The organism is Dechloromonas sp. H13, from assembly GCF_009469615.1.
In the GTDB taxonomy this organism is placed as follows: Bacteria; Pseudomonadota; Gammaproteobacteria; order Burkholderiales; family Rhodocyclaceae; genus Azonexus.
Genome location: NZ_SSXX01000005.1, coordinates 79,702 through 99,230 on the forward strand (window position 1 = coordinate 79,702; position 19,529 = coordinate 99,230).

Consider the following 19,529-nt stretch of genomic DNA (forward strand, 5'->3'; position numbering starts at 1 on the left):
CGCCGGGTCACTTCCGCCAGAAGGCGGGGGTCAGGACGACGAGCAGGGTGAAGATCTCCAGGCGGCCGAGGAGCATGGCGAAGATGCAGATCCAGGTCTGGAAGTCTTCAAGCACCGCGTAGGTCGTCGATGGTCCCACCACGCCGAGGCCGGGACCGGTGTTGTTGATACTGGCGACCACGGCGGTGAACGCCGAAATGATGTCGAGGCCGGTAAACGCCATCAGCAGGGTCAGCGAGACGACGCTGACCATGTACATGAAACCGAAGGCGAGCACGGCGAACAGGATGGACTGCGGCGCCACCTGGCCGCCGACGCGGATGTTGTAGACGGCGCTCGGGTGCATGGCGCGCAGCAGTTCGCGGTACACCTGCTTGTAGAGCAGGAGGGCGCGCATCATCTTGATGCCGCCGCCGGTCGACCCGGCGCTGGTCGCGAAACTGGACAGAAAGAGCATCCACAGCGGGGCGAAGATCGGCCACAGGGCGTAGTCGACGCTGGCGTAGCCGGTCGTCGTCGCGATCGATACCAGATTGAACGCCACGTGGCGTACCGCCGTGTCGAGTTCGGCGTATGCCCCGTCCTTCCAGATGTAAATGGCGACGATGAGAATGCTGACGACGGTGACGCCGATGAACCAGCCGGCCTCGGGATCGTGCAGGTAGGGGCGCAACGAACGCCCATGCACCGCCAGGAACAGCGTACCGAAATTCATGCCGGCAATCAGCATGAAGATGATACAGACAAGCTCGATGGCCGGTGAATCGAAATAGCCGAAGCTGGCGTCGTGCGTCGAGAAGCCGCCCAGGCCCATGGTCGAGAAACCGTGGCAGACGGCATCGAACCAGGTCATGCCGGCCCAGCGATAGCCGACGATGCAGGCGATGGATACCCCCAGATAGACCAGCCACAAGCCCTTCGCCGTCTCGGCGATGCGCGGCGTCATCTTGGCGTCCTTCATCGGCCCCGGCGTCTCGGCCTTGAACATCTGGCGGCCGCCGATGCCGAGCAGCGGGAGGATGGCGATGGCCAGCACGATCAGGCCCATGCCGCCGACCCAGACCAGCTGGTGCCGCCACAGGTTGATCGACATCGGCAGCGTGTCGATGTTGGAAAGGATGGTCGAGCCGGTCGTGGTCAGGCCGGAAACCGTCTCGAAATAGGCATCGGTGTGGCTGAGGCCGAGGTGGATCATCAGCGGAATGGCGGCGAAGGCTGGCAGGACCGTCCACACCAGCACCACCATCAGGAAGCCGTCGCGGATGGCGAGGTCGCGCTTGCAGTTGTGGTAGCGATACCAGAGGAAGGCGCCGCACAGCATGGTCAGCGCGAAGGCTTCGTCGTAGGCGGTCTGGGCGCCGTCTTCGGTGACGTAGGAGAGGATCAGCGGCGCCAGCATGGTCAGCCCGAAGAGCATGATGATCATGCCCAGCGCGCGATAGACAGGGGCGAAGCGTGTCACGGTCGACCCCTCAGAAGAAGTGGAAACCGACCTGGAACAGTTTCTCGACCTGCTTGACCAGCTTCTTCCGGGTACAGAAGACGATGACGTGGTCCTCGGCCTCGATCACCGTGTCGTGGTGGGCGATCACCACCTCGCCGTGGCGGGTGATCGCGGTCCAGTCGTCGGTCTGGCCGACGATCACCGCCTGGTCGAAATTGCGCACCAGCGCGGCGACGGTGACGCCGTGCGGCCAGTCGATCTGGTCGATGCGCTTGCCGATCACCTGCGACGTCCGGGCGTCGCCGTGGGCGACGATTTCCAGCGCCTCGGCCGCCCCGCGCCGCAGGGAGTGCACTTCCGCCACATCGCCCTGGCGGACGTGGGCGAGCAGCGTGCCGATCGACACCTGGGCCGGCGAAATGCCGATGTCGATCGGCCCGCCCTCGATCATCTCGGCGTAGGCGCGGCGGTTGATCAGCGCCACCACGCGCTTGCAGCCGAGACGCTTGGCCAGGCTGCCGGACATGATGTTGTCTTCGTCGTCGTTGGTCACGGCGAGGAAGAGGTCCATCTCGCAGATGTTCTCCTGTTCCAGCAGCTCCTCGTCGGTCGCGTCGCCGAGCAATACCAGCGTATTGTTGAGCTCGCCGGCGAGGAATTCGGCGCGCTCCTTGCGCCCCTCGACCAGCTTGATTTCGTAGCGCTTCTCGAGCGACCTGGCGACGCGCAGGCCGATGTTGCCACCGCCGGCGACCATGATGCGCTGGACGGGGTTCATCATCCGCCGCAACTGGCGCAGCACCGGCCGGATATGCTCGGCGGCGGCGAGCAGGAAGACCTCGTCGCCGGCCTCGATCACCGTGTCGCCCTCGGGAAAGACCGGCTGGTCGCGGCGGAAGATCGCCGAAATGCGGGCGTCCATCTCGGGCGGCAGATGTTCGCGCATCTGCCTGATCTGCTTGCCGACCAGCAGGCCGCCCTCGTAGGCGCGCACCGCGACGAGGCTGACGCGCCCACGGGCGAAATTGAGCACCTGTAGGGCTTCCGGGAACTCGATCAGGCGCCGGATATAGTCGGTGATCACCTGCTCCGGGCAGAGCGCGAAATCGACCGCGAAATTCTCCGGGGCGAGCAGGCTGGCGTCTTCCAGGAAATCGCGCGAACGCAGGCGGGCGATCCGCGTCGGCACGTTGAAGACGCTGTGCGCCACCTTGCAGGCGACGAGGTTGGTCTGGTCGCTCTGGGTGACGGCGATGATGAGGTCGGCGTCGTCGGCGCCGGCATTGCGCATCACCGAGGGGACGGCGCCGTTGCCGACCACCGTGCGCAGGTCGAGACGGTCCTGCAGTTGCGCCAGCCGGGCGCCGTCGCTATCGACCACCGTGATGTCGTTCTCTTCCGACACCAGGCCCTCGGCCACGCTGGCCCCCACCTGGCCAGCCCCCAGAATGATGACTTTCATGTCGCCCCCGCCCCGGTTTGAACCGGATTATTCTTCGCCGCGCCTGCCGAGCTTCACATCGAGCTGCTTCAACTTGCGGTAGAGGTGCGTGCGCTCCAGCCCGGAACGCTCCGCCAGTTTCGTCATATTGCCACCTTCGAGCCGCAAATGGTGCTCGAAATAGAGTTTTTCGAAGGCATCGCGCGCCTCGCGCAAGGGCTGGTCGAGCAACGGGGCCAGCGAGGCCAGTTCGTGCTCTGCCGCCTGCTCCTGCGGCATCACGCGCTGCACGTCGTCGGCCGTGATCTCCTCATCCAGCGAGGTCAGCGCCAGGTTGCGGACCAGCGCGTAGAGATCGCTCCAGCTCGCTTCCGGGCGGCTGTGCCAGGGCTGGGTACGCAGCGCGTTGAGCGCGCCAGTCGAGAAACGCCGCGGCTGGACTTCGCCGCGTTCGACGAAGTTGGTCAGCAGCAGGCCGGCGATTTCCGGCAGTTCGTCGGCATGGCCGGCGAGCGACGGCAGCGCCACCCACACTTCGGCCAGGCGCGCCAGCAGCTTGCCGTCCCAGCCGGCCTCGCCGAGCGCGGCGAGGGGTGTGACGGTAGCCGCGACGAGCTGCAGATTGAGCCTTTCCAGACGGTCGACCGCAAACGCCAGGTTCATCTGCTGCATCTTGCCGAGCGCCGCCAGGTCCGGCACGAACAGCACGCCGCCGCCCAGCTTCTCGAGCATTTCCTGGGTCAGCGCGCTGCTCACGCCGGACAGGTCGAGCCACGGCGCGCGCGGCGCCTTCAGGGTACGCGCGCAGATTTCGGCCATGCCGCCGACGGCGCCCTTGAGCAGCAGCAGCGGCGCCTTGGCCGCCGCCTGTTCGAGGCGACGGCGGAATTCCTTGACCATCGTCGAGCGCCCGAAGGCTTCCAGCGTCAGCGGCGGCCGCTGCGCCGGGGTGTCGTGCTTGAGCGCCTTCTGCACCGTCGACAGCAGCTTCTGCAGGGCGATCGGCTTTTCGAGGAAATCGAAGGCGCCGAAGCGCGTTGCCTCGACCGCCGTATCGATCGTGCCGTGGCCGGACATCATGACCACCGGCATGTTGAGATGGCCGCCGGCATGCCACTCCTTGAGCAGCGAAATGCCGTCGGTGTCGGGCATCCAGATGTCGAGCAGCACCAGGTCGGGGCGCAGCTCGCCGCGGATGCGGCGCGCCGCCGTGGCGTTTTCCGCCAGCCGCACGTCGTAGCCCTCGTCGATCAGGATTTCCGACAGCAGTTCGCGGATGCCGACTTCGTCGTCAACGACCAGAATGATTGCCATGCTTCGCTTCCTCCTTCACCAGGGGCAGGTGGATGTCGATCCGCGCGCCGCCCTCCGGTGCATTGCTGATTTCGATGCTGCCCTGGTGTTCGTCGACGATCTTCTTGACGATGGGCAGGCCGAGGCCCGTGCCGCGGGCCTTGGTGGTGACATAGGGTTCGAAGATGCGCGGCAGCAGCTCGACCGGGAATCCGGGGCCGTTGTCGGCGATCAGCAGGCGCGCCCGGCCGCCGGCCAGCTCGGTGACGATGCGGATGTGCGCCGCCGCCCGCCCTTCGAGCGCGTCTTCCGAGTTGCGCAACAGGTTGTGGATGACCTGGCGTAGCTGCGTGGCGTCGCCGAGGACCGGTGGCAGGTCGGCGGCGAGGTGGATGTCGATGGTCGCCGACGAGCTCTCGTAGAGGCCGAGCACCTCACCGATCAGTTCGTTGAGGTCGAGCGGGGCGACCTCCGGCACCGGCAGCCGGGCGTAGTCGCGGAAATCGTCGACCATGCGCTTCATCGCCTGCACCTGGTTGATGATCATCTGCGTGCCGCGCGCCAGCATCTCGGCATCGCCGTTCGCCAGCTTGCCGGCCAGCTTGAACTGCAGGCGCTCGGCGGAAAGCTGGATCGGCGTCAGCGGATTCTTGATCTCGTGCGCCAGGCGGCGGGCCACCTCGCCCCAGGCCGCGCTGCGCTGGGCGGCGACGATGCGTGTCACGTCGTCGAAGACGACGACGTCGCCGCCGCCGCTCGCCTCCGGCAGGCGCGAGCCGCGCAGCAGCAGCACCTGCGGCATGCCGTTGACCCGCTCCAGTTCGAGCTGGGCCTGCCACTCGGCGTCCTGCGAGGCCGCGAAATGGTCGCGGATGAACTGGCCGAGAAGGTTCTGGCGGGGCCAGGCGTCGGTCGCCTCGCCGATCAGGCCGAGGAAATCGTCGTCGAGGATCGACAATGCGCTCTCGTTGACCGTGCGCAGTACGAAATGGCGGTCGAAGACCATCACGCCGGCCGACAGGTTGGCGAGGATCGATTCCAGATAGCCGCGCGCCGACTCCAGTTCCGCCCGGTGGCGCTCGGTCTCGCGGCGGGCGTCGTCGAGCTGGCGCGTCATGCGGCTGAACGACTGGGTCAGGACCCCCAGCTCGTCGCGGCTGTAGACTGCCTGGCGCGGCGAGAAGTCGCCCTGGGCCACGGCCTGCGTTCCCTCGGCCAGCATCGACAGCGGCGCCGACAGGCGCCGGGTCATGACGAAGGCCAGGGCGAAGGCGCCGAACAGCGCGACGAGCACGGTCAACGTCAGCGTCAGGGCATAGATCCGGGTCAGCCCCTGACGTGCCAGCTGCAACTCCTGATAGTCGCGATAGACGACCTGGACGGCGTCGGCGTCATGTGCGAGCGAGGGCGGCACCGGCTGGATCAATTGCAGGATGCGCGGCTCCTCGAAGACGGTGCGCGCCGACACCGGCACCAGAACGCGCAGGTAGAGGCGGCCGCCCTCGCCGTCGACCGCGGTCACCGCGCGCGCATTGCGCGCCTGCTTGAGTTGCGCCTGCGTCGGCTGGTCGGGCAGCGGGTCGCCGATTTCGCTGCTGGCGCTGGCCAGCAGCTTGCCGCCCAATGTATAGAGCGCGGCCGACTGCACGCCGCGCTGCTCACGCAGGCGCAGCAGGGCCGAGCGGCGGCCGGATTCGCGCAGTTCGGAGAGCTCGTCGGCCATCGCGTGCCCCTTATCGGTCAGGTCGGCGAGCAGCGAATCGAGCGCCGAACGGCCGAGCTGCAGGCCGGATTCCAGAGCCTTTTCGACGCGCACGTCGAACCAGCTTTCGATCGAGCGCGTGACGAACTGCACCGACACGCCATAGACCAGCGCCCCGGGCAGCACGGCGATGATCCCGAACATCAGCATCAGGCGCAGCTTGAGCCGGGCGCCGAAAATCTGGCTGCGGTAGTCGCGCCACAGCGAGCGCAGCTGCCAGCTGACGAGACCGACCATGGCCAGCGCCAGCACCGCGTTGAGGCCGATCAGCAGCGGGTAGTGGCGGGTGAAGATGGCGGTGTTGGCTGCCGTGGACATCAGCAGCAGGAACCAGACGATGGCGCCGAGGGTGCCCGCCACCGCGCCGCCGACGGCGACGAAGCGCTTCACCGGGCCTCCGCCGGCATGGTCGCCTGCCAGGTCTTCCAGTCGGAAGAGAGATTCCAGTCCTTGTTGCCGAGCGCGCTGATCTGGAAGGGGCGCGGCAGCTGATTGATGTCGAGCCGCAGGCGCAGGGCCGCCGTGTAGGTTTCGCCCGGACGCACAACCGGGTTGCCGTCGGCCGCCCTTTCGATCACCACCCAGTTGCGCAGGCGGGACAGGACGCGCAGGGCTTCCGACAGCGAGTCGAAGGACTGGTGCAGGCCGCCGGTCGACAGGCGGTACTGGCGGGTCAGCGCATGATAGGAAAGGCGGTAGGTCTGGCTGCGGCTGACCACCTTCTCGTCCAGCCAGTACCAGCGCGGGCGGGTGAGCTCGAACTCGGCGACGAAATGGAGGACGACGCCCTTGGTCACCGCCTCCTCGAGCCGCTGGTTGAGATCGAAACCGAAATCGGCGGAAAGGACGTAGCCGTCGTCGCCGGCGACGATCTGCGGATTGGCGATCTCGATTTCGGCCGCCAGCGCCAGCGCCGGCGCCCAGACCAGGCACGCCAGCAGCCAGAGCCGCAGGCGCTCAAGCACGTTTTTCGAGGCGGCAGTAGAAGAAGCCATCATGGTCGGCAGTCGGCAGAATCTGTTCCTCGTGGTCGCGCCGGGCATCCGGGCGGGTCGCCAGAAAACGCCTGATCTGTTCGCCATTTTCCTCGGGGAAGACGGAACAGGTGGCGTACAGCAGTTTACCCCCGGGCCGCACGACCTGCCACAGGGCGTCGAGAATCCGCGCCTGCGTCGCCGCGAAGCCGGCGACGTCGGCGTCGCGGCGCAGCCACTTGGCATCCGGGTTGCGGCGCACGACGCCGCTCGCCGTGCACGGCACGTCGGCGAGCACCGCATCGAACGGCCTTCCGTCCCACCAGCCGGCGGGGCGGGCGCAATCGGCCGCCTTGAGCGAGGCCTGCAGCCCGAGGCGCGCCAGGTTCTCGGCAATGCGCCGGCAGCGCGCCGGCTTGAGGTCGAGCGCCAGCAGGTCGAGGTCGGCGCGCTCCAGCAGATGGGCGGTCTTGCCGCCCGGCGCCGCGCAGGCGTCGAGCACGCGGCTGCCGGGCGCCGGGTCGAGGAGCAGCGCCGCCTGCTGCGCGCCGGGATCCTGCACCGAGACGAGGCCGGCGGCGAAGCCCGGCAGGCGTTCGACGGGCAGCGGCCGCCCGAGCATGAGACCGGCCTCGCCGACCGGTGTCGCGGCGAGGCCGGCGGCCGCCAGGCTCGCCTGGTAGGCGGCGCGCGTCGTGCGCCGCAGATTGACGCGCAGCGCCATCGGCGGCGGCCCGTTGCCGGCGGCGACGATCGCCGGCCAGTCCGCCGGGTAGGCCGCCTGCAGGCGGCGCAGCCACCACTCGGGATGGCAGGCGGCGGCGACCGGGTCGGCGGCCGCGGCGGCGAGCAGCGTTTCCCGCTGCCGCAGAAAATTGCGCAGGACGCCGTTGACCAGGCCGCGGAAGCGCCCGCCGGCCAGCTCCCCGGCCGCCGCGACGGCCTGGTCGACCACCGTGTGCGCCACTTCCGGCCGCGTTTCCAGACGGTACAGCGCGACCAGCAGCAGGGCGTGCACTTCCGGCGTGGCGAGCGGTTTGGCCAGCAATTGCGCGAGCATGAAGTCGCCGCGCCCGAACTGGCGCAGGCTGCCATAGACCAGATCCTGCACCGCCGGCCGCGCCGCGGCATCGACGCGCGCCAGCAGGCCGTCGGCCAGGCTCTGTCCAGCGCCGACGGCGGCGTCGATGCGGGCGGCGTGCAGCAGGGCGTAAGCCAGGGAATCGGGGGGCAGGCGGGACATAGGCCGCGATTATCGCACGCGGCATAATGGCGTCATGCGTCCGTTGCTCGCCGCCCTGTGCCTTCTGTTCTTTCCGCCCCTCGCCGAAGCCTGGAACGCGGCCGGCCACCGGCTGGTCGCGGTGATCGCCTGGGAGCAACTGTCGCCGGCCAGCCGCGAATTCATCGCCGCCGCCCTCGCCCGCCATCCCGACCACCCGCGCTGGGTCGACCGGGCGCGCACCGCCGACCCCGGCGCCATCTTCGCCGAGGCCGCCACCTGGCCCGACGACTCCCGCAACGATCCCCGCTTTTACGACGAAACGCGCGATGCCGCGACGCCGGCGTTGCCCGGCCTGCCCGACACGGCGCGCCACAAGCGCTGGCATTACGTCGATGTCGACCGCCACGGACGCGTCGTGGACGGCGAGGCGGACCGCCAGATCGAGCGCCTGAGCACCCTGCTGCGGTCGACCGGCAAAAAGGACGAAATTTCGTATGCCCTGCCCTGGCTGGCGCATCTGGTCGCCGATCTCCACCAGCCGCTGCATGCCGGCCGCCACGACGACGAGGGCGGCAACACCGTCGAGATCGAGAACCCGTTCAACAGGCGCCTGCCCTTCACCAGCCTCCACCTTTACTGGGACGACCTGCCCGGCCCGCCCTGGCTGCGCGGTGCCCGCCTGCAGAAGAACGCCGAGCGCCTGCGCGCCGGGCACCCGCCGCCGACGCCGGGCGACGTCGCGACGTGGCGCACTGAAAGCCATGCCCTGCTCGCCGTCGCCTACCCGACGGCCGCCGGCAGCCTGTTGCCGATCGTCAGCGAGGACTTCCACCGCCAGGCACGCGCCGTTGCCGACCGCCGCATCGTCGACGCCGGCTACCGCCTCGGCTGGCTGCTGGAGGCCGACATCGCCGCTCGCGTTTCACGTGAAACCCAATAGAATCGCGACATGAATGGCCTGCACCTGATCGCCGACCTGCACGACTGCCGCTGCGCGCCGCGCTTCCTGCTCGACGCGCCGGGCCTCGAGGCATTCTGCGTCACCGCCTGCACGCGCCACGGCCTGACCGTCGTCGGCCGCCTGTTCCACCCCTTCCGCGATGCGCGCGGCCGGCCGGCCGGCGTCACCGGCACCGTCGTGCTGGCCGAGTCGCACCTCGCCGTTCACACCTGGCCGGAAGTCGCCGGCGTCACGCTCGACGTCTATGTCTGCAATTTCAGCGGCGACAACAGCGCCCGGGCGCAGGCGCTGTTCACCGAAGTCGTCGCCGCCTTCGCGCCGGGCCGGCTGCAAAAAAAAGAGGTGGCACGCGGCCACCTCGCTCCACCTCCCCGCGCCTAACGCGCCAGCGCGCGCAGGCGGGCGATGCGCTCCTCGGTCGGCGGGTGGGTCGAGAACAGGCCCTTGATGCCGCCCGCCGAGAGCGGGTTGAGGATCATCATCTGCGCCGTTTCCGGGTGTGCCTCGGCCGGCCCCATCGGGATGCGGCCTTCGGCGTACATCTGGATCTTGCCCAGGGCGTCGGCCAGGGCGTCCGGATCGCCGCTGATCTCGGCGCCGCCGCGGTCCGCCTCGTATTCGCGGGCGCGCGAGATGGCCATCTGGATCAGGCTGGCCGCCAGCGGCGCCAGCAGGGCCACGGCGATGGTGGCAAGCGGGTTGGCCGGGCGGCCGTCGCTGCCGCGCCCGCCGAAGAACATCGCGAAGTTGGCGAGCGCCGAGATGGCGCCGGCCATCGTCGCCGAGATAGTCGAGATCAGGATGTCGCGATGCGCAACGTGCGCCAGCTCGTGCGCCATGACGCCGCGCAGTTCGCGCGCCGACAGCAGCTGCAGGATGCCGGTGGTCGCCGCCACCGCGGCATGCTCCGGATTGCGCCCGGTGGCGAAGGCGTTCGGCTGGTGCTCGTCGATGATATACACGCGCGGCATCGGCAGGTTGGCGCGCTGCGCCAGCTCGCGCACCATGTTGTAGAACTGCGGGGCGCTGGTTTCGTCGACCTCCTGGGCGTTGTACATCTTCAACACCATCTTGTCGGAGAACCAATAGGAAAACACGTTCATCGCGCCGCCGAAAACGAGCGCCATCAGCATGCCCTGCTGACCGCCGAGCATGCCGCCGACGATGCCGAACAGCGCCATGATGGCCGCCATCAGCATGGCCGTCTTCACCCAGTTGAACATTTCGAGCCTCCTCGCGGCTATCGCATCTTTCGTTAAATAGTGCCGCCGCCGGCCGATTTCAAGCCGGCAGGTCGAAGCGGTCGCCGGCCTTCAGCGGGTGGCCAGCGAGAAAATCGCGGACCGCCAGGCGCTTGCCACCGGCCTTCTGCAACTCGCTGACGGCCAGCGCGCCGCTGCCGCAAGCGACGACGATGCTGTCGCGGTCGACGCGCAAAATCCGCCCGATTTCACCGCCATCGGCAAGCGGCACGGCACGCCACAGCTTGACCGTCTGCCCGGCGAACTGCGCCTGCGCACCGGGAAACGGATTGAAGGCGCGGATGTGGCGATCCAGTTCGGCGGCACTGCGCGACCAGTCGATCAGCGCTTCCGCCTTGTCGATCTTCTGCGCGTAGGTGACGCCGGCGGCCGGCTGCGGTTCGCCCGGCAGCGGCAGCTTGCCCAGCGCCTCGACCACCAGCCGGGCACCGAGCTCGGCGAGACGGTCATGCAGGGTCGCGCCGGTCTCGGCGGCGGCGATCGGGAAGGCGCCGCGCAGCAGCACCGGGCCGGTATCCAGCCCGGCTTCCATCTGCATGATGCAGACGCCGGTTTCCGCGTCACCGGCCAGCAGCGCCCGCTGGATGGGCGCCGCCCCGCGCCAGCGCGGCAGCAGCGAGGCATGGATGTTGAGGCAACCGAAACGCGGCAGGTCGAGCACCGCCTGTGGCAGGATCAGGCCGTAGGCAGCGACCACCATGACCTCGGCACCGACCGCGGCAAGCTGCGCCTGCACCGCCGCATCCCTGAGGGTCGGCGGCTGGAAGACGGCGATGCCGTTTTCCAGCGCCAGCCGCTTGACCGGCGACGGCTGCAGGGCCATGCCGCGCCCGGCCGGGCGGTCGGGCTGGGTGAGCACCAGCGCCACCTCGTGCCCGGCGGCGACGATCGCCCGCAGGGCCTGCGCGGCGAAATCCGGCGTCCCGGCGAAAATCAGCCTCACGCGGTGACCCGCGCCTGCTTGGCGAGCTTGTTGCGGATGCGGGTCTGTTTGAGCTGCGAAAGATGGTCGACGAAGACCTTGCCGTTGAGGTGGTCGATCTCATGCTGGATGCACACCGCGAGCAGCCCTTCGGCGACCAGGCTGCGCGTTTCGCCGTCGACGTCCCGGTAATGGACGGTGACCCGCTCGGCGCGCGCCACCTTCTCGAAAATGCCGGGCACCGACAGGCAGCCCTCCTCGCCTTCCTGCTCGCCCTGCAATTCGTCGAGGCACGGATTGATCAGCGCGAGCAACTGGTTTCGTTCCTCCGAGACATCGATCACGACGATCTGCTTGTGCACATCGACCTGGGTGGCCGCCAGGCCGATGCCCGGCGCTTCGTACATGGTTTCGGCCATATCCGCGATCAGCTGGCGGACGGAATCGTCGATCTTGGTGACCGGCGCGGCAATCTTTTTCAAACGCGGGTCGGGGAAACGCAAAATGGGTAGAAGAGCCATGAGAAGTACCGAAAAAAGCTTGCTCGCTTAAGTTATTACGTGCAGAATCTAAAGCAATTCCAGAGATATGGAAGCGGGTTTGCCTGCCATGGATAGGACCGTGACGGCAGCTCCGTGTTCCGTCGGCACGTGAGGTTACGACTATGGTACGCATTATATCCGCGCTCATCCTGGCCGTGACGGCCGTTTGCGCATCGGCCGCCGAGCCCCCGCAGCTCGTCGACAACCCGCCCGACCGCCACGTCGTGGTGCGTGGCGACACGCTCTGGGGAATCTCCGGCAAGTTCCTCAAGGAACCCTGGCGCTGGCCGGAAATCTGGAACATGAACCGCGAGCAGATCAAGAACCCGCACCTGATCTACCCCGGCGAGGTCGTCATCCTCGACCGCTCGGGCAAGACGCCCCGCCTGCGCATCGGCAAGGCGGTCAAGTCGAAGTCCGCCACCGGCGGCCCCGTCAAGCTCGAACCGCAGGTCTATTCGACGCCCGACCAGACGGCCATCTCGAGCATTCCGCCGAACATCATCGAGCCCTTCCTGTCGCAGCCGCTGGTTGTCGAACAGGGTCAGCTCGACGCCGCGCCGCGCTTCGTCGCCGGCCCCGAATACCGCACCATGATGGGCGCCGGGGACAAGGGTTTCGCCGCGGGCATCCCCGACGCCAGCGTCGTGCGCTGGAATGTCTTCCGCCCTGGCAAACCGCTGACCGACCCGGAAACCAAGGAAGTCATCGGCTACGAAGCCTTCTTCCTCGGCAATGCGCAGCTGGTTCAGGCCGGGGAGCCGGCGGTCCTCAACATCACGGTCGCCAAGGAGGAAATCCTGCCCGGCGACCGTCTGGTGCCAGCCCCGCCCGCCAACCTGATCGCCTACGTGCCGCACCGTCCGGATCGCGAAATTGCAGCCCGCGTCATGTCGATCTACGGTGGCGTGGATTCGGGTGCCCGCGGTTCGGTGGTCTCCCTGAACCGCGGCCGGGCCGACGGACTGGAAATCGGCAACGTCCTCGCCCTGTTCCGCAACCGCATCGCCGAGCGCATCGCCGAGGACGGCAGCGGCCGCGTGTACACCCCGATCCCGGAAGAGCGCTACGCCTACGTGTTCGTCTTCCGTACCTTCGACCGCGTCTCCTACGCGCTGGTCCTCGACTCCTCGATTCCCGTGACCGTGGGCGATTCCGCACGCAATCCATGATCGACGACGACGGGTTGGCCGCCTGGTTGCGGCTGACCCTGATCCCCGGCATCGGCGGCGAGACGCAAAGAAAGCTTCTCGCCGCTTTCGGTTTACCGGCGGCCATTTTTGCCGCCGGCCGACTGGCCGCGCGTGCGGTCGTCGGCGAGCGCGCCGACCTGCTGTTCGATTTCGACCCCGCCGAAGGCGTCGACCGCAGCCGGGCGTGGGCCGCGCAGCCGGGCCAGCACATTGTCACCCTGGCCGACGCCGCTTATCCGCCGGCCCTGCTCGAAATCGCCGACCCCCCCACCCTGCTCTACGTACGCGGCGATCCGGCCCTGCTGCGGCAGCGCGGCCTGGCCGTCGTCGGTAGCCGCAACGCGACGCCTCAAGGCATGCAGACCGCGGAAAGTTTGGCCCGCACGCTCGCCGGCAGCGGCCTCGCCATCGTCAGCGGCCTGGCGCTCGGCATCGACGCCGCCGCCCACCGCGGCGCCCTGGCCGCCGGCGGTGCGACGGTCGCTGTCATCGGCACCGGCGCCGACCGCCTCTACCCGGCGCGCAACCGGGAACTGGCGCTGGCCATTGCCGAGCACGGCGCCATCGTTTCCGAATTTCCCCTCGGCACGCCGGCCATCGCCGCCAATTTTCCGCGGCGCAACCGCATCATTTCCGGCCTGGCGCGCGGTGTCCTGGTCGTCGAGGCGGCCCCCGAGAGCGGTTCGCTGATCACCGCCCGCCTCGCCGCCGAGCAGGGGCGCGAGGTCTTCGCCATTCCCGGCTCGATCCATTCGCCGGTCGCCCGCGGCTGCCACAAGCTGATCAAGCAGGGGGCCAAGCTGGTCGAGACGGCGCAGGACATCCTCGAGGAAATCGGGGATTTTCCGGCGTCTACGGCCAGCGCCCCGGCGCCGACGGCGTCCCCCGACGACGACGCCATCCTCGGCGCCCTCGGCCACGATCCCTGCAACCTCGACGACCTCGCCGAGCGCACCGGACTTGCCACCGACCGGCTGCTCGGCGAACTCCTGACGCTGGAACTGGCCGGCCGGATCGCCGCCCTGCCCGGCAACCGCTACCAGCGCCTCGGCTGACGCCATCATATGTAGACGGCTTGCCAAGCCGCGCGCCGGACACTTATCATGCCCCGGCACCCAACCGACAGAACCCATGACCAAAAAGCTGATCATCGCCGAAAAACCCTCCGTCGCCGCCGACATCGCCCGGGCGCTGGGGGGCTTTACCAAGCACGACGACTATTACGAAAGCGAGTCGCACGTGCTGTCCTCGGCCATCGGCCACCTGCTGGAACTGTCCTGCCCCGAGGAATTCGAGGTCAAGCGCGGCAAATGGTCGTTCGCCCACCTGCCGGTGATCCCGCCGCATTTCGCGCTGTCGCCGATCGAGAAGACCGAATCGCGCCTCAAGCTGCTCAACAAGCTGATCAAGCGCAAGGACGTCGAGGGCCTGATCAACGCCTGCGACGCCGGGCGCGAAGGCGAGCTGATCTTCAATTACATCGCCCAGCACGCGAAAACGACCAAGCCGGTGCAGCGCCTGTGGCTGCAGTCGATGACCCAGGGCGCCATCCGCGACGGCTTCGCCCGCCTGCGCCACGGCAACGACATGCAGGGCCTCGGCGACGCCGCCGTCTGCCGCTCCGAATCCGACTGGCTGGTCGGCATCAACGGCACGCGGGCGATGACCGCCTTCAACTCGAAGACCGGCGGCTTCCACCTGACTACCGTCGGCCGCGTGCAGACACCGACGCTGGCCATCGTCGTCGAGCGCGAGAAGAAGATTCGCGAGTTCAAGGCGCGCCCCTATTGGGAAGTCGAGGCCGAATTCGCCGCCCGCGCCGGCAACTACACCGGCAAATGGTTCGACGAAGGCTTTCGGCGGGATGACGACGAACACGCCCGCGCCGACCGTCTCTGGGAAGAAAAACGTGCTGACGCCATCCGTGCTGCCACCCTCGGCAAGCCCGGCCTTGTCAGCGAGGAAGCCAAGCCGGAAACCCGCCTCTCGCCGCTGCTCTTCGACCTCACCAGCCTGCAGCGCGAGGCCAACGCCCGCTTCGGCTTCTCGGCCAAGACGACCCTGTCGCTGGCCCAGGCGCTGTACGAAAAGCACAAGGTCCTGACCTACCCGCGGACCGACTCGCGCTGCCTGCCGGAGGACTACCTGGGCACGGTCAAGGCCACCCTGTCGGTGCTCACCGGCGAAGGCGCCGGCAAGGGCCACGACGAGGTGCTGCTTGCCCGCTACGCGCCGTTCGCGCACCAGATCCTGGCGCGCAACTGGGTGATCCCGAACAAGCGCATCTTCAACAACGCCAAGATCAGCGACCACTTCGCCATCATCCCGACGCCGCAGGCGCCCAAGCACCTGAACGAACTCGAACAGAAGCTCTACGACTTCGTCGTTCGCCGCTTCCTGTCCGTCTTCTTCCCGGCCGCCGAATACCTGGTCACCACCCGCATCACCCGCGTCGAAGGGCATCCCTTCAAGACCGAGGGCAAGGTGCTGGTCAACCCCGGCTGGCTGGCCGTGCATGGCAAGGAAGGCCAGGAAGGCAGCGAAGGCAACCTGGTTGCGGTCGACGCCGGCGAAAAGGTCAAAACCGAAGAGGTCACGGTCAAGGCCAACGAAACCAAGCCCCCGCCGCGCTACTCGGAAGCGACCCTGCTCTCCGCCATGGAAGGCGCCGGCAAGATGGTCGACGACGAGGAACTCAAGGCGGCGATGGCCGGCCGCGGCCTCGGCACGCCAGCCACACGCGCGCAAATCATCGAGAACCTGATCGGCGAGCAGTACATGCACCGCGAAGGCCGCGAGTTGATCCCGACCGCCAAGGCCTTCTCGCTGATGACCTTGCTCAACGGGCTTGGCATCGCCGAACTGACCCAACCGGAACTGACCGGCGATTGGGAATGGAAGCTCGGGCGCATCGAGAAAGGCGAATTCACGCGCGAGGAATTCATGCGCGAAATCGCCGAAATGACCCGGCACATCGTCGAGCGCGCCAAGAGCTACGAAGCCGACACCATCCCCGGCGATTTCGGCGTGCTGTCGGCGCCCTGCCCGAAATGCGGCGGCCAGATCCGCGAAACCTACAAGAAATTCCAGTGCGGTGGCTGCGACTACGCGCTGTGGAAGATCGTCGCCGGCCGCCAGTTCGAGCCGGCCGAAATCGACACCCTGCTCACCGAAAGGCAGATCGGCCCGCTGACCGGCTTCCGCAACAAGATGGGCCGCAGCTTCGCCGCCACCATCAAGCTCAACGAGAAGATGGAGCCGGAATTCGATTTCGGCCAGGACAAGGCCGACGAGGCCGACGCCGAACCGGTCGACTTTTCCGGCCAGGAACGCCTTGGCAACTGCCCGAAGTGCGCCGCCGGCGTCTACGATCACGGCGCCGCCTACGTCTGCGAGAAATCCGTCGGCCCGGCCCGGACCTGCGACTTCCGCTCCGGCAAGATCATCCTGCAGCAGCCGATCGATGCGGCGCAGATGAAGAAGCTGCTGGCCGACGGCAAGACCGACCTGCTGAAGGAATTCGTTTCCAACCGCACGCGCCGCAAGTTCTCGGCCTACCTGGTGGCCAAGGATGGCAAGGTAGGTTTCGAGTTCGAGAAAAAGGCCCCGGCCAAGAAGCCGGCGCCCAAAAAAGCGGACGCCTGAAGCGCACCACACCTAAAAAACAAAATTCGGCCCGGTGCCGAGGAGCATATCGATGATCGGAAAATCCGCCTTCCGCGGCCTGCTGGCCGCCGCTGCACTCGTCATGGCATCACTGGCCACGGCCGAGACCGGTGTCACCGACGGCAGCATCACCATCGGCCAGTCGGTCCCGCTCAGCGGCCCGGCCCAGGAACTGGGGATCGAGATGCAGCTTGGCGCCAAGCTCTATTTCGACCAGATCAACGCCCAGGGCGGGGTCCACGGTCGCAAGATCAAGCTGCTCTCCCTCGACGACGGCTACGAGCCGGACCGGGCGACCGCCAACACCCGGGAACTGATCGACAAGAATGACGTGTTCGCCCTCTTCGGCTATGTCGGCACGCCGACCAGCCTGGCAGCGCTGCAGGTTTCCAATCCGGCCGGCGTTCCCTTCTTCGGCGCCTTCACCGGTGCCGAGGCGCTGCGCCTGCCGTTCAACCGCCTGGTCTTCAATGTCCGCGCCAGCTACGGCGACGAGACGGAAAAGATCGTCGAGCAATTCACCTCGCTCAACGTCAAGCGCATCGCCGTCTTCTACCAGAACGATGCCTACGGCAAGGCCGGCCTGAGCGGCGTCGAAAAGGCGATGGCCAAACGGAATCTGCAGCTGGTCGCCACCGCCACCGTCGAGCGCAATTCGAGCGATGTCGCCGCCGCCGTCAAGACCCTGATCCCCGCCAAGCCCGACATGGTGGTCATGGTCACCACCTACAAGTCGAGCGCCGCTTTCATCAACGCCATGCGCGCCGCCGGCAGCGGTGCCCAGTTCTACACCGTGTCCTTCGTCGGTAGCCGGGCGCTGGCCAACGAACTCGGCCCCGACGGTGCCGGTGTCGGCATTTCCCAGGTGGTGCCCTTCCCCTGGTCGCGCACCCTGCCCGTCGTGCGTGACTACCAGAAGCTGCTGGCCGCCTCGGGCACCGGGCGCGACGTCTCCTTCACCAGCCTGGAAGGCTACATCGCCGCCAAGGTCTTCGTCGAAGGCCTGCGCCGCTCCGGCAAGGAGCTGACGCGCGACAAGTTCATCTCGGCCATGGAAAACCTGCGCAACTTCGACGCCGGCGGCTTCGCCGTGAATTTCACGCCGGGCAACCACAACGGCTCGACCTTCGTCGAACTGACCATCATCCGCAAGGACGGCAGCTTCCTGCGCTGAACCCGGCCGGTGGCAGGGGCACCGCCGGTTCCACGTGAAACCTCAGCGGACTGGTGTCGCGCCCGGCAGCTGGCAGGACAGGATCGCCGCGCGCACCGCGTCGATCGCCTGCGGACGCGGGAAGGTCACCCGCCACACCAGCCCCACCATGCGCGCCGGCTGGGTGCCGGCGAAGGGCAGCACCTTGACCATCGGCTCCCGGGCGACCAGCGGATCGGCCGCCGTGCTCGGCATCACCGCCACGCCGGCGCCGCTCGCCACCATGTAGCGGATGGTTTCCAGCGAGCTGCCTTCGAGCGAATGAGCGAGCGCATCCGGCACCGTCAGCCGCGGACAGGATTCCAACACCTGGTCACGGAAGCAGTTGCCCTGACCGAGTAGCAGCAGGTTCTCGCCGTCCAGTTCGTCGGCCGCGACGTCGTTCCGGCCGACCCAGGGATGGCCGGCCGGAACGACCACGCGGAACGGCTCTTCATAGACCGGTTGGGCGACCAGGCCCGGCTCGGCGAAGGGCAGCGCGATGACGATGACGTCCAGTTCGCCCGCCTTGAGTGCCGGAATCAGGTTACCGGTGAAATCCTCCTTGAGGAACAGCGGCATCGCCGGCGCCTGCTTGTGAAGGGCGGGAATCAGCTGCGGCAGGAGATACGGCGCAATCGTGTAGATGACGCCGACGCGCAGCGGGCCGCTCATCGGATCGCCGCCCGAACCGGCGATCTCCTCGAGGCGCACGGCCTCCTCCAGCACGCGCCGGGCCTGGGCGACGATGCGCTCGCCAAGGGCAGTGATCCGCACGTCGGAAGCGGTGCGCTCGAAGAGCGCGGCGCCGAGCTGGCCCTCGACCTTCTTCAGGGCCACCGACAGCGTCGGCTGGCTGACGTGGCAGGCGTCGGCCGCCTTGCCGAAATGGCGCTCACGGGCGAGCGCCACGATGTAGCGCATTTCAGTCAGGGTCATGATGGCAAATATCCCAGTTTTTGCAGGTCGACCGCACTCAGCCAGCGCCATTCGCCGGGCTGCAGGTCCGCCGGCAGGGCCAGCGCGCCGACCGCCTCGCGGTGCAGCGCATCGACCCGGTTGCCGGCCGCCGCCACCATGCGCTTGACCTGATGGTACTTGCCCTCGGTGACGGTCAGGCGCAGCAGCCGTTCGCCGGCGATTTCGGCCGCCGCGGCGGCGATCGGCGCCGGCTCGTCGTTGAGCAGGACGCCGACGAGCAGCCTGTCGACCAGCGCCTGGTCGAGCGGATGCCTGGTCGTTGCCAGGTAGGTCTTGGGCACCTTGCGCCGACCCGACGACAGCACATGGTTCAGCTGACCGTCGTCGGTGATCAGCAGCAGGCCGGTGGTGTCCTCGTCGAGGCGGCCGACCGGCTGCACGCCGCGCTCGCGCAGCGGCAGCGGCAGCAGTTCGAGGACGCCGGGGTGGTGCTGCGGCTTACGCGAGCACTCGTAGCCGGCCGGCTTGTGCAGCATCAGGCTGGCGAACTCGGCGTAGGGCCAGGCGACGCCGTCGACGCTGAAGACCAGCCCCGGCGTGGCGATGTCGGCGAAGGGATCGGCGCAGATCGTGCCGTTGACCGCGACCCGCTCGTGGCGGACGAGCGCCCGGCAGGCCTTGCGCGTGCCGAAGCCGTGCTTCTGGAGGAGTCGTTCGAGTTGCATGGCGGG

Annotated in this window: 17 protein-coding genes; 6 read left to right on the plus strand and 11 right to left on the minus strand. The window is 67.9% G+C overall.

The genetic code is table 11. The features are described 5' to 3' along the window. Window positions 1-7: 7 nt before the first annotated feature. From GH660_RS12320 to rsmB, 6 genes are read right to left on the minus strand one after another with little or no spacing between them, the layout of a single operon-like run. A complete protein-coding gene (locus GH660_RS12320; RefSeq protein ID WP_153147137.1) occupies window positions 8-1,426 on the minus strand; it encodes a TrkH family potassium uptake protein in 1,419 nt (472 codons plus the stop codon). A 46-nt stretch (window positions 1,427-1,472) separates the two neighbouring features. After that, on the minus strand, window positions 1,473-2,906 hold the full coding sequence (gene trkA / locus GH660_RS12325; RefSeq protein WP_153146972.1) for a Trk system potassium transporter TrkA: 1,434 nt from the start codon (window positions 2,904-2,906) through the stop codon (window positions 1,473-1,475). A gap of 27 nt (window positions 2,907-2,933) precedes the next feature. Next, window positions 2,934-4,199: a sigma-54 dependent transcriptional regulator gene (locus GH660_RS12330; RefSeq protein WP_153146973.1), complete on the minus strand. Its 1,266-nt coding sequence runs from the start codon at window positions 4,197-4,199 to the stop codon at window positions 2,934-2,936. Continuing rightward, a complete protein-coding gene (locus tag GH660_RS12335) occupies window positions 4,177-6,330 on the minus strand; it encodes a PAS domain-containing sensor histidine kinase (RefSeq protein WP_153146974.1) in 2,154 nt (717 codons plus the stop codon). The genes GH660_RS12330 and GH660_RS12335 overlap by 23 nt, the downstream gene beginning before the upstream one ends. Then, entirely contained in the window at window positions 6,327-6,905 is a 579-nt protein-coding gene (locus tag GH660_RS12340) for a DUF4390 domain-containing protein (protein WP_368666116.1), read from the minus strand. Before GH660_RS12340 ends, GH660_RS12335 begins: the two co-directional genes overlap by 4 nt. Continuing rightward, window positions 6,898-8,157, minus strand: a complete 1,260-nt coding sequence (gene rsmB / locus GH660_RS12345; protein WP_153146975.1) for a 16S rRNA (cytosine(967)-C(5))-methyltransferase RsmB — start codon at window positions 8,155-8,157, stop codon at window positions 6,898-6,900. Before rsmB ends, GH660_RS12340 begins: the two co-directional genes overlap by 8 nt. A 34-nt stretch (window positions 8,158-8,191) precedes the next feature. Here rsmB and GH660_RS12350 point away from each other — a divergent pair, with 34 nt between their 5' ends. Then, window positions 8,192-9,079 carry a S1/P1 nuclease gene (locus GH660_RS12350; RefSeq protein WP_153146976.1) on the plus strand — a complete coding sequence of 296 codons (888 nt, stop codon included), beginning with the start codon at window positions 8,192-8,194 and terminating at the stop codon, window positions 9,077-9,079. Between the two features lie 9 nt (window positions 9,080-9,088). After that, complete coding sequence (locus GH660_RS12355) at window positions 9,089-9,481, plus strand: S-adenosylmethionine decarboxylase family protein (RefSeq protein WP_153146977.1); 393 nt, start codon at window positions 9,089-9,091, stop codon at window positions 9,479-9,481. Here GH660_RS12355 and htpX read toward each other — a convergent pair. The 3 genes from htpX to def are packed head-to-tail and all read right to left on the minus strand — an operon-like array spanning window position 9,478 to window position 11,805. Further along, on the minus strand, window positions 9,478-10,323 hold the full coding sequence (gene htpX / locus GH660_RS12360) for a zinc metalloprotease HtpX (RefSeq protein WP_153146978.1): 846 nt from the start codon (window positions 10,321-10,323) through the stop codon (window positions 9,478-9,480). The genes GH660_RS12355 and htpX overlap by 4 nt on opposite strands. 58 nt (window positions 10,324-10,381) lie before the next feature. Then, window positions 10,382-11,305 carry a methionyl-tRNA formyltransferase gene (fmt, locus tag GH660_RS12365; protein WP_153146979.1) on the minus strand — a complete coding sequence of 308 codons (924 nt, stop codon included), beginning with the start codon at window positions 11,303-11,305 and terminating at the stop codon, window positions 10,382-10,384. Then, window positions 11,302-11,805: a peptide deformylase gene (gene def, locus GH660_RS12370; protein WP_153146980.1), complete on the minus strand. Its 504-nt coding sequence runs from the start codon at window positions 11,803-11,805 to the stop codon at window positions 11,302-11,304. Before def ends, fmt begins: the two co-directional genes overlap by 4 nt. Window positions 11,806-11,948: 143 nt before the next feature. On the opposite strand from def, the gene GH660_RS12375 reads away from it, so the two are divergent. The 4 genes from GH660_RS12375 to GH660_RS12390 all read left to right on the plus strand — a co-directional run bounded on the left by GH660_RS12375 (window position 11,949) and on the right by GH660_RS12390 (window position 17,859). Further along, window positions 11,949-12,998, plus strand: a complete 1,050-nt coding sequence (locus tag GH660_RS12375) for a LysM peptidoglycan-binding domain-containing protein (protein ID WP_153146981.1) — start codon at window positions 11,949-11,951, stop codon at window positions 12,996-12,998. After that, complete coding sequence (dprA, locus tag GH660_RS12380) at window positions 12,995-14,074, plus strand: DNA-processing protein DprA (RefSeq protein ID WP_153146982.1); 1,080 nt, start codon at window positions 12,995-12,997, stop codon at window positions 14,072-14,074. The genes GH660_RS12375 and dprA overlap by 4 nt, the downstream gene beginning before the upstream one ends. A gap of 76 nt (window positions 14,075-14,150) precedes the next feature. Continuing rightward, on the plus strand, window positions 14,151-16,664 hold the full coding sequence (locus GH660_RS12385) for a DNA topoisomerase III (RefSeq protein ID WP_153146983.1): 2,514 nt from the start codon (window positions 14,151-14,153) through the stop codon (window positions 16,662-16,664). Window positions 16,665-16,716: 52 nt separating this feature from the next. After that, complete coding sequence (locus GH660_RS12390; RefSeq protein WP_153146984.1) at window positions 16,717-17,859, plus strand: ABC transporter substrate-binding protein; 1,143 nt, start codon at window positions 16,717-16,719, stop codon at window positions 17,857-17,859. A 42-nt stretch (window positions 17,860-17,901) separates the two neighbouring features. Here GH660_RS12390 and GH660_RS12395 read toward each other — a convergent pair whose 3' ends face one another. Both GH660_RS12395 and GH660_RS12400 read right to left on the minus strand, forming a co-directional pair. Next, window positions 17,902-18,816, minus strand: coding sequence for a hydrogen peroxide-inducible genes activator (locus tag GH660_RS12395; protein WP_153146985.1), 915 nt, complete (start codon window positions 18,814-18,816; stop codon window positions 17,902-17,904). Further along, the gene (locus GH660_RS12400) at window positions 18,813-19,523 is read right to left on the minus strand and encodes a pseudouridine synthase (RefSeq protein ID WP_153146986.1); all 711 of its coding nucleotides are present in this window, start codon (window positions 19,521-19,523) and stop codon (window positions 18,813-18,815) included. Before GH660_RS12400 ends, GH660_RS12395 begins: the two co-directional genes overlap by 4 nt. Between the last annotated feature and the right edge of the window lie 6 nt (window positions 19,524-19,529).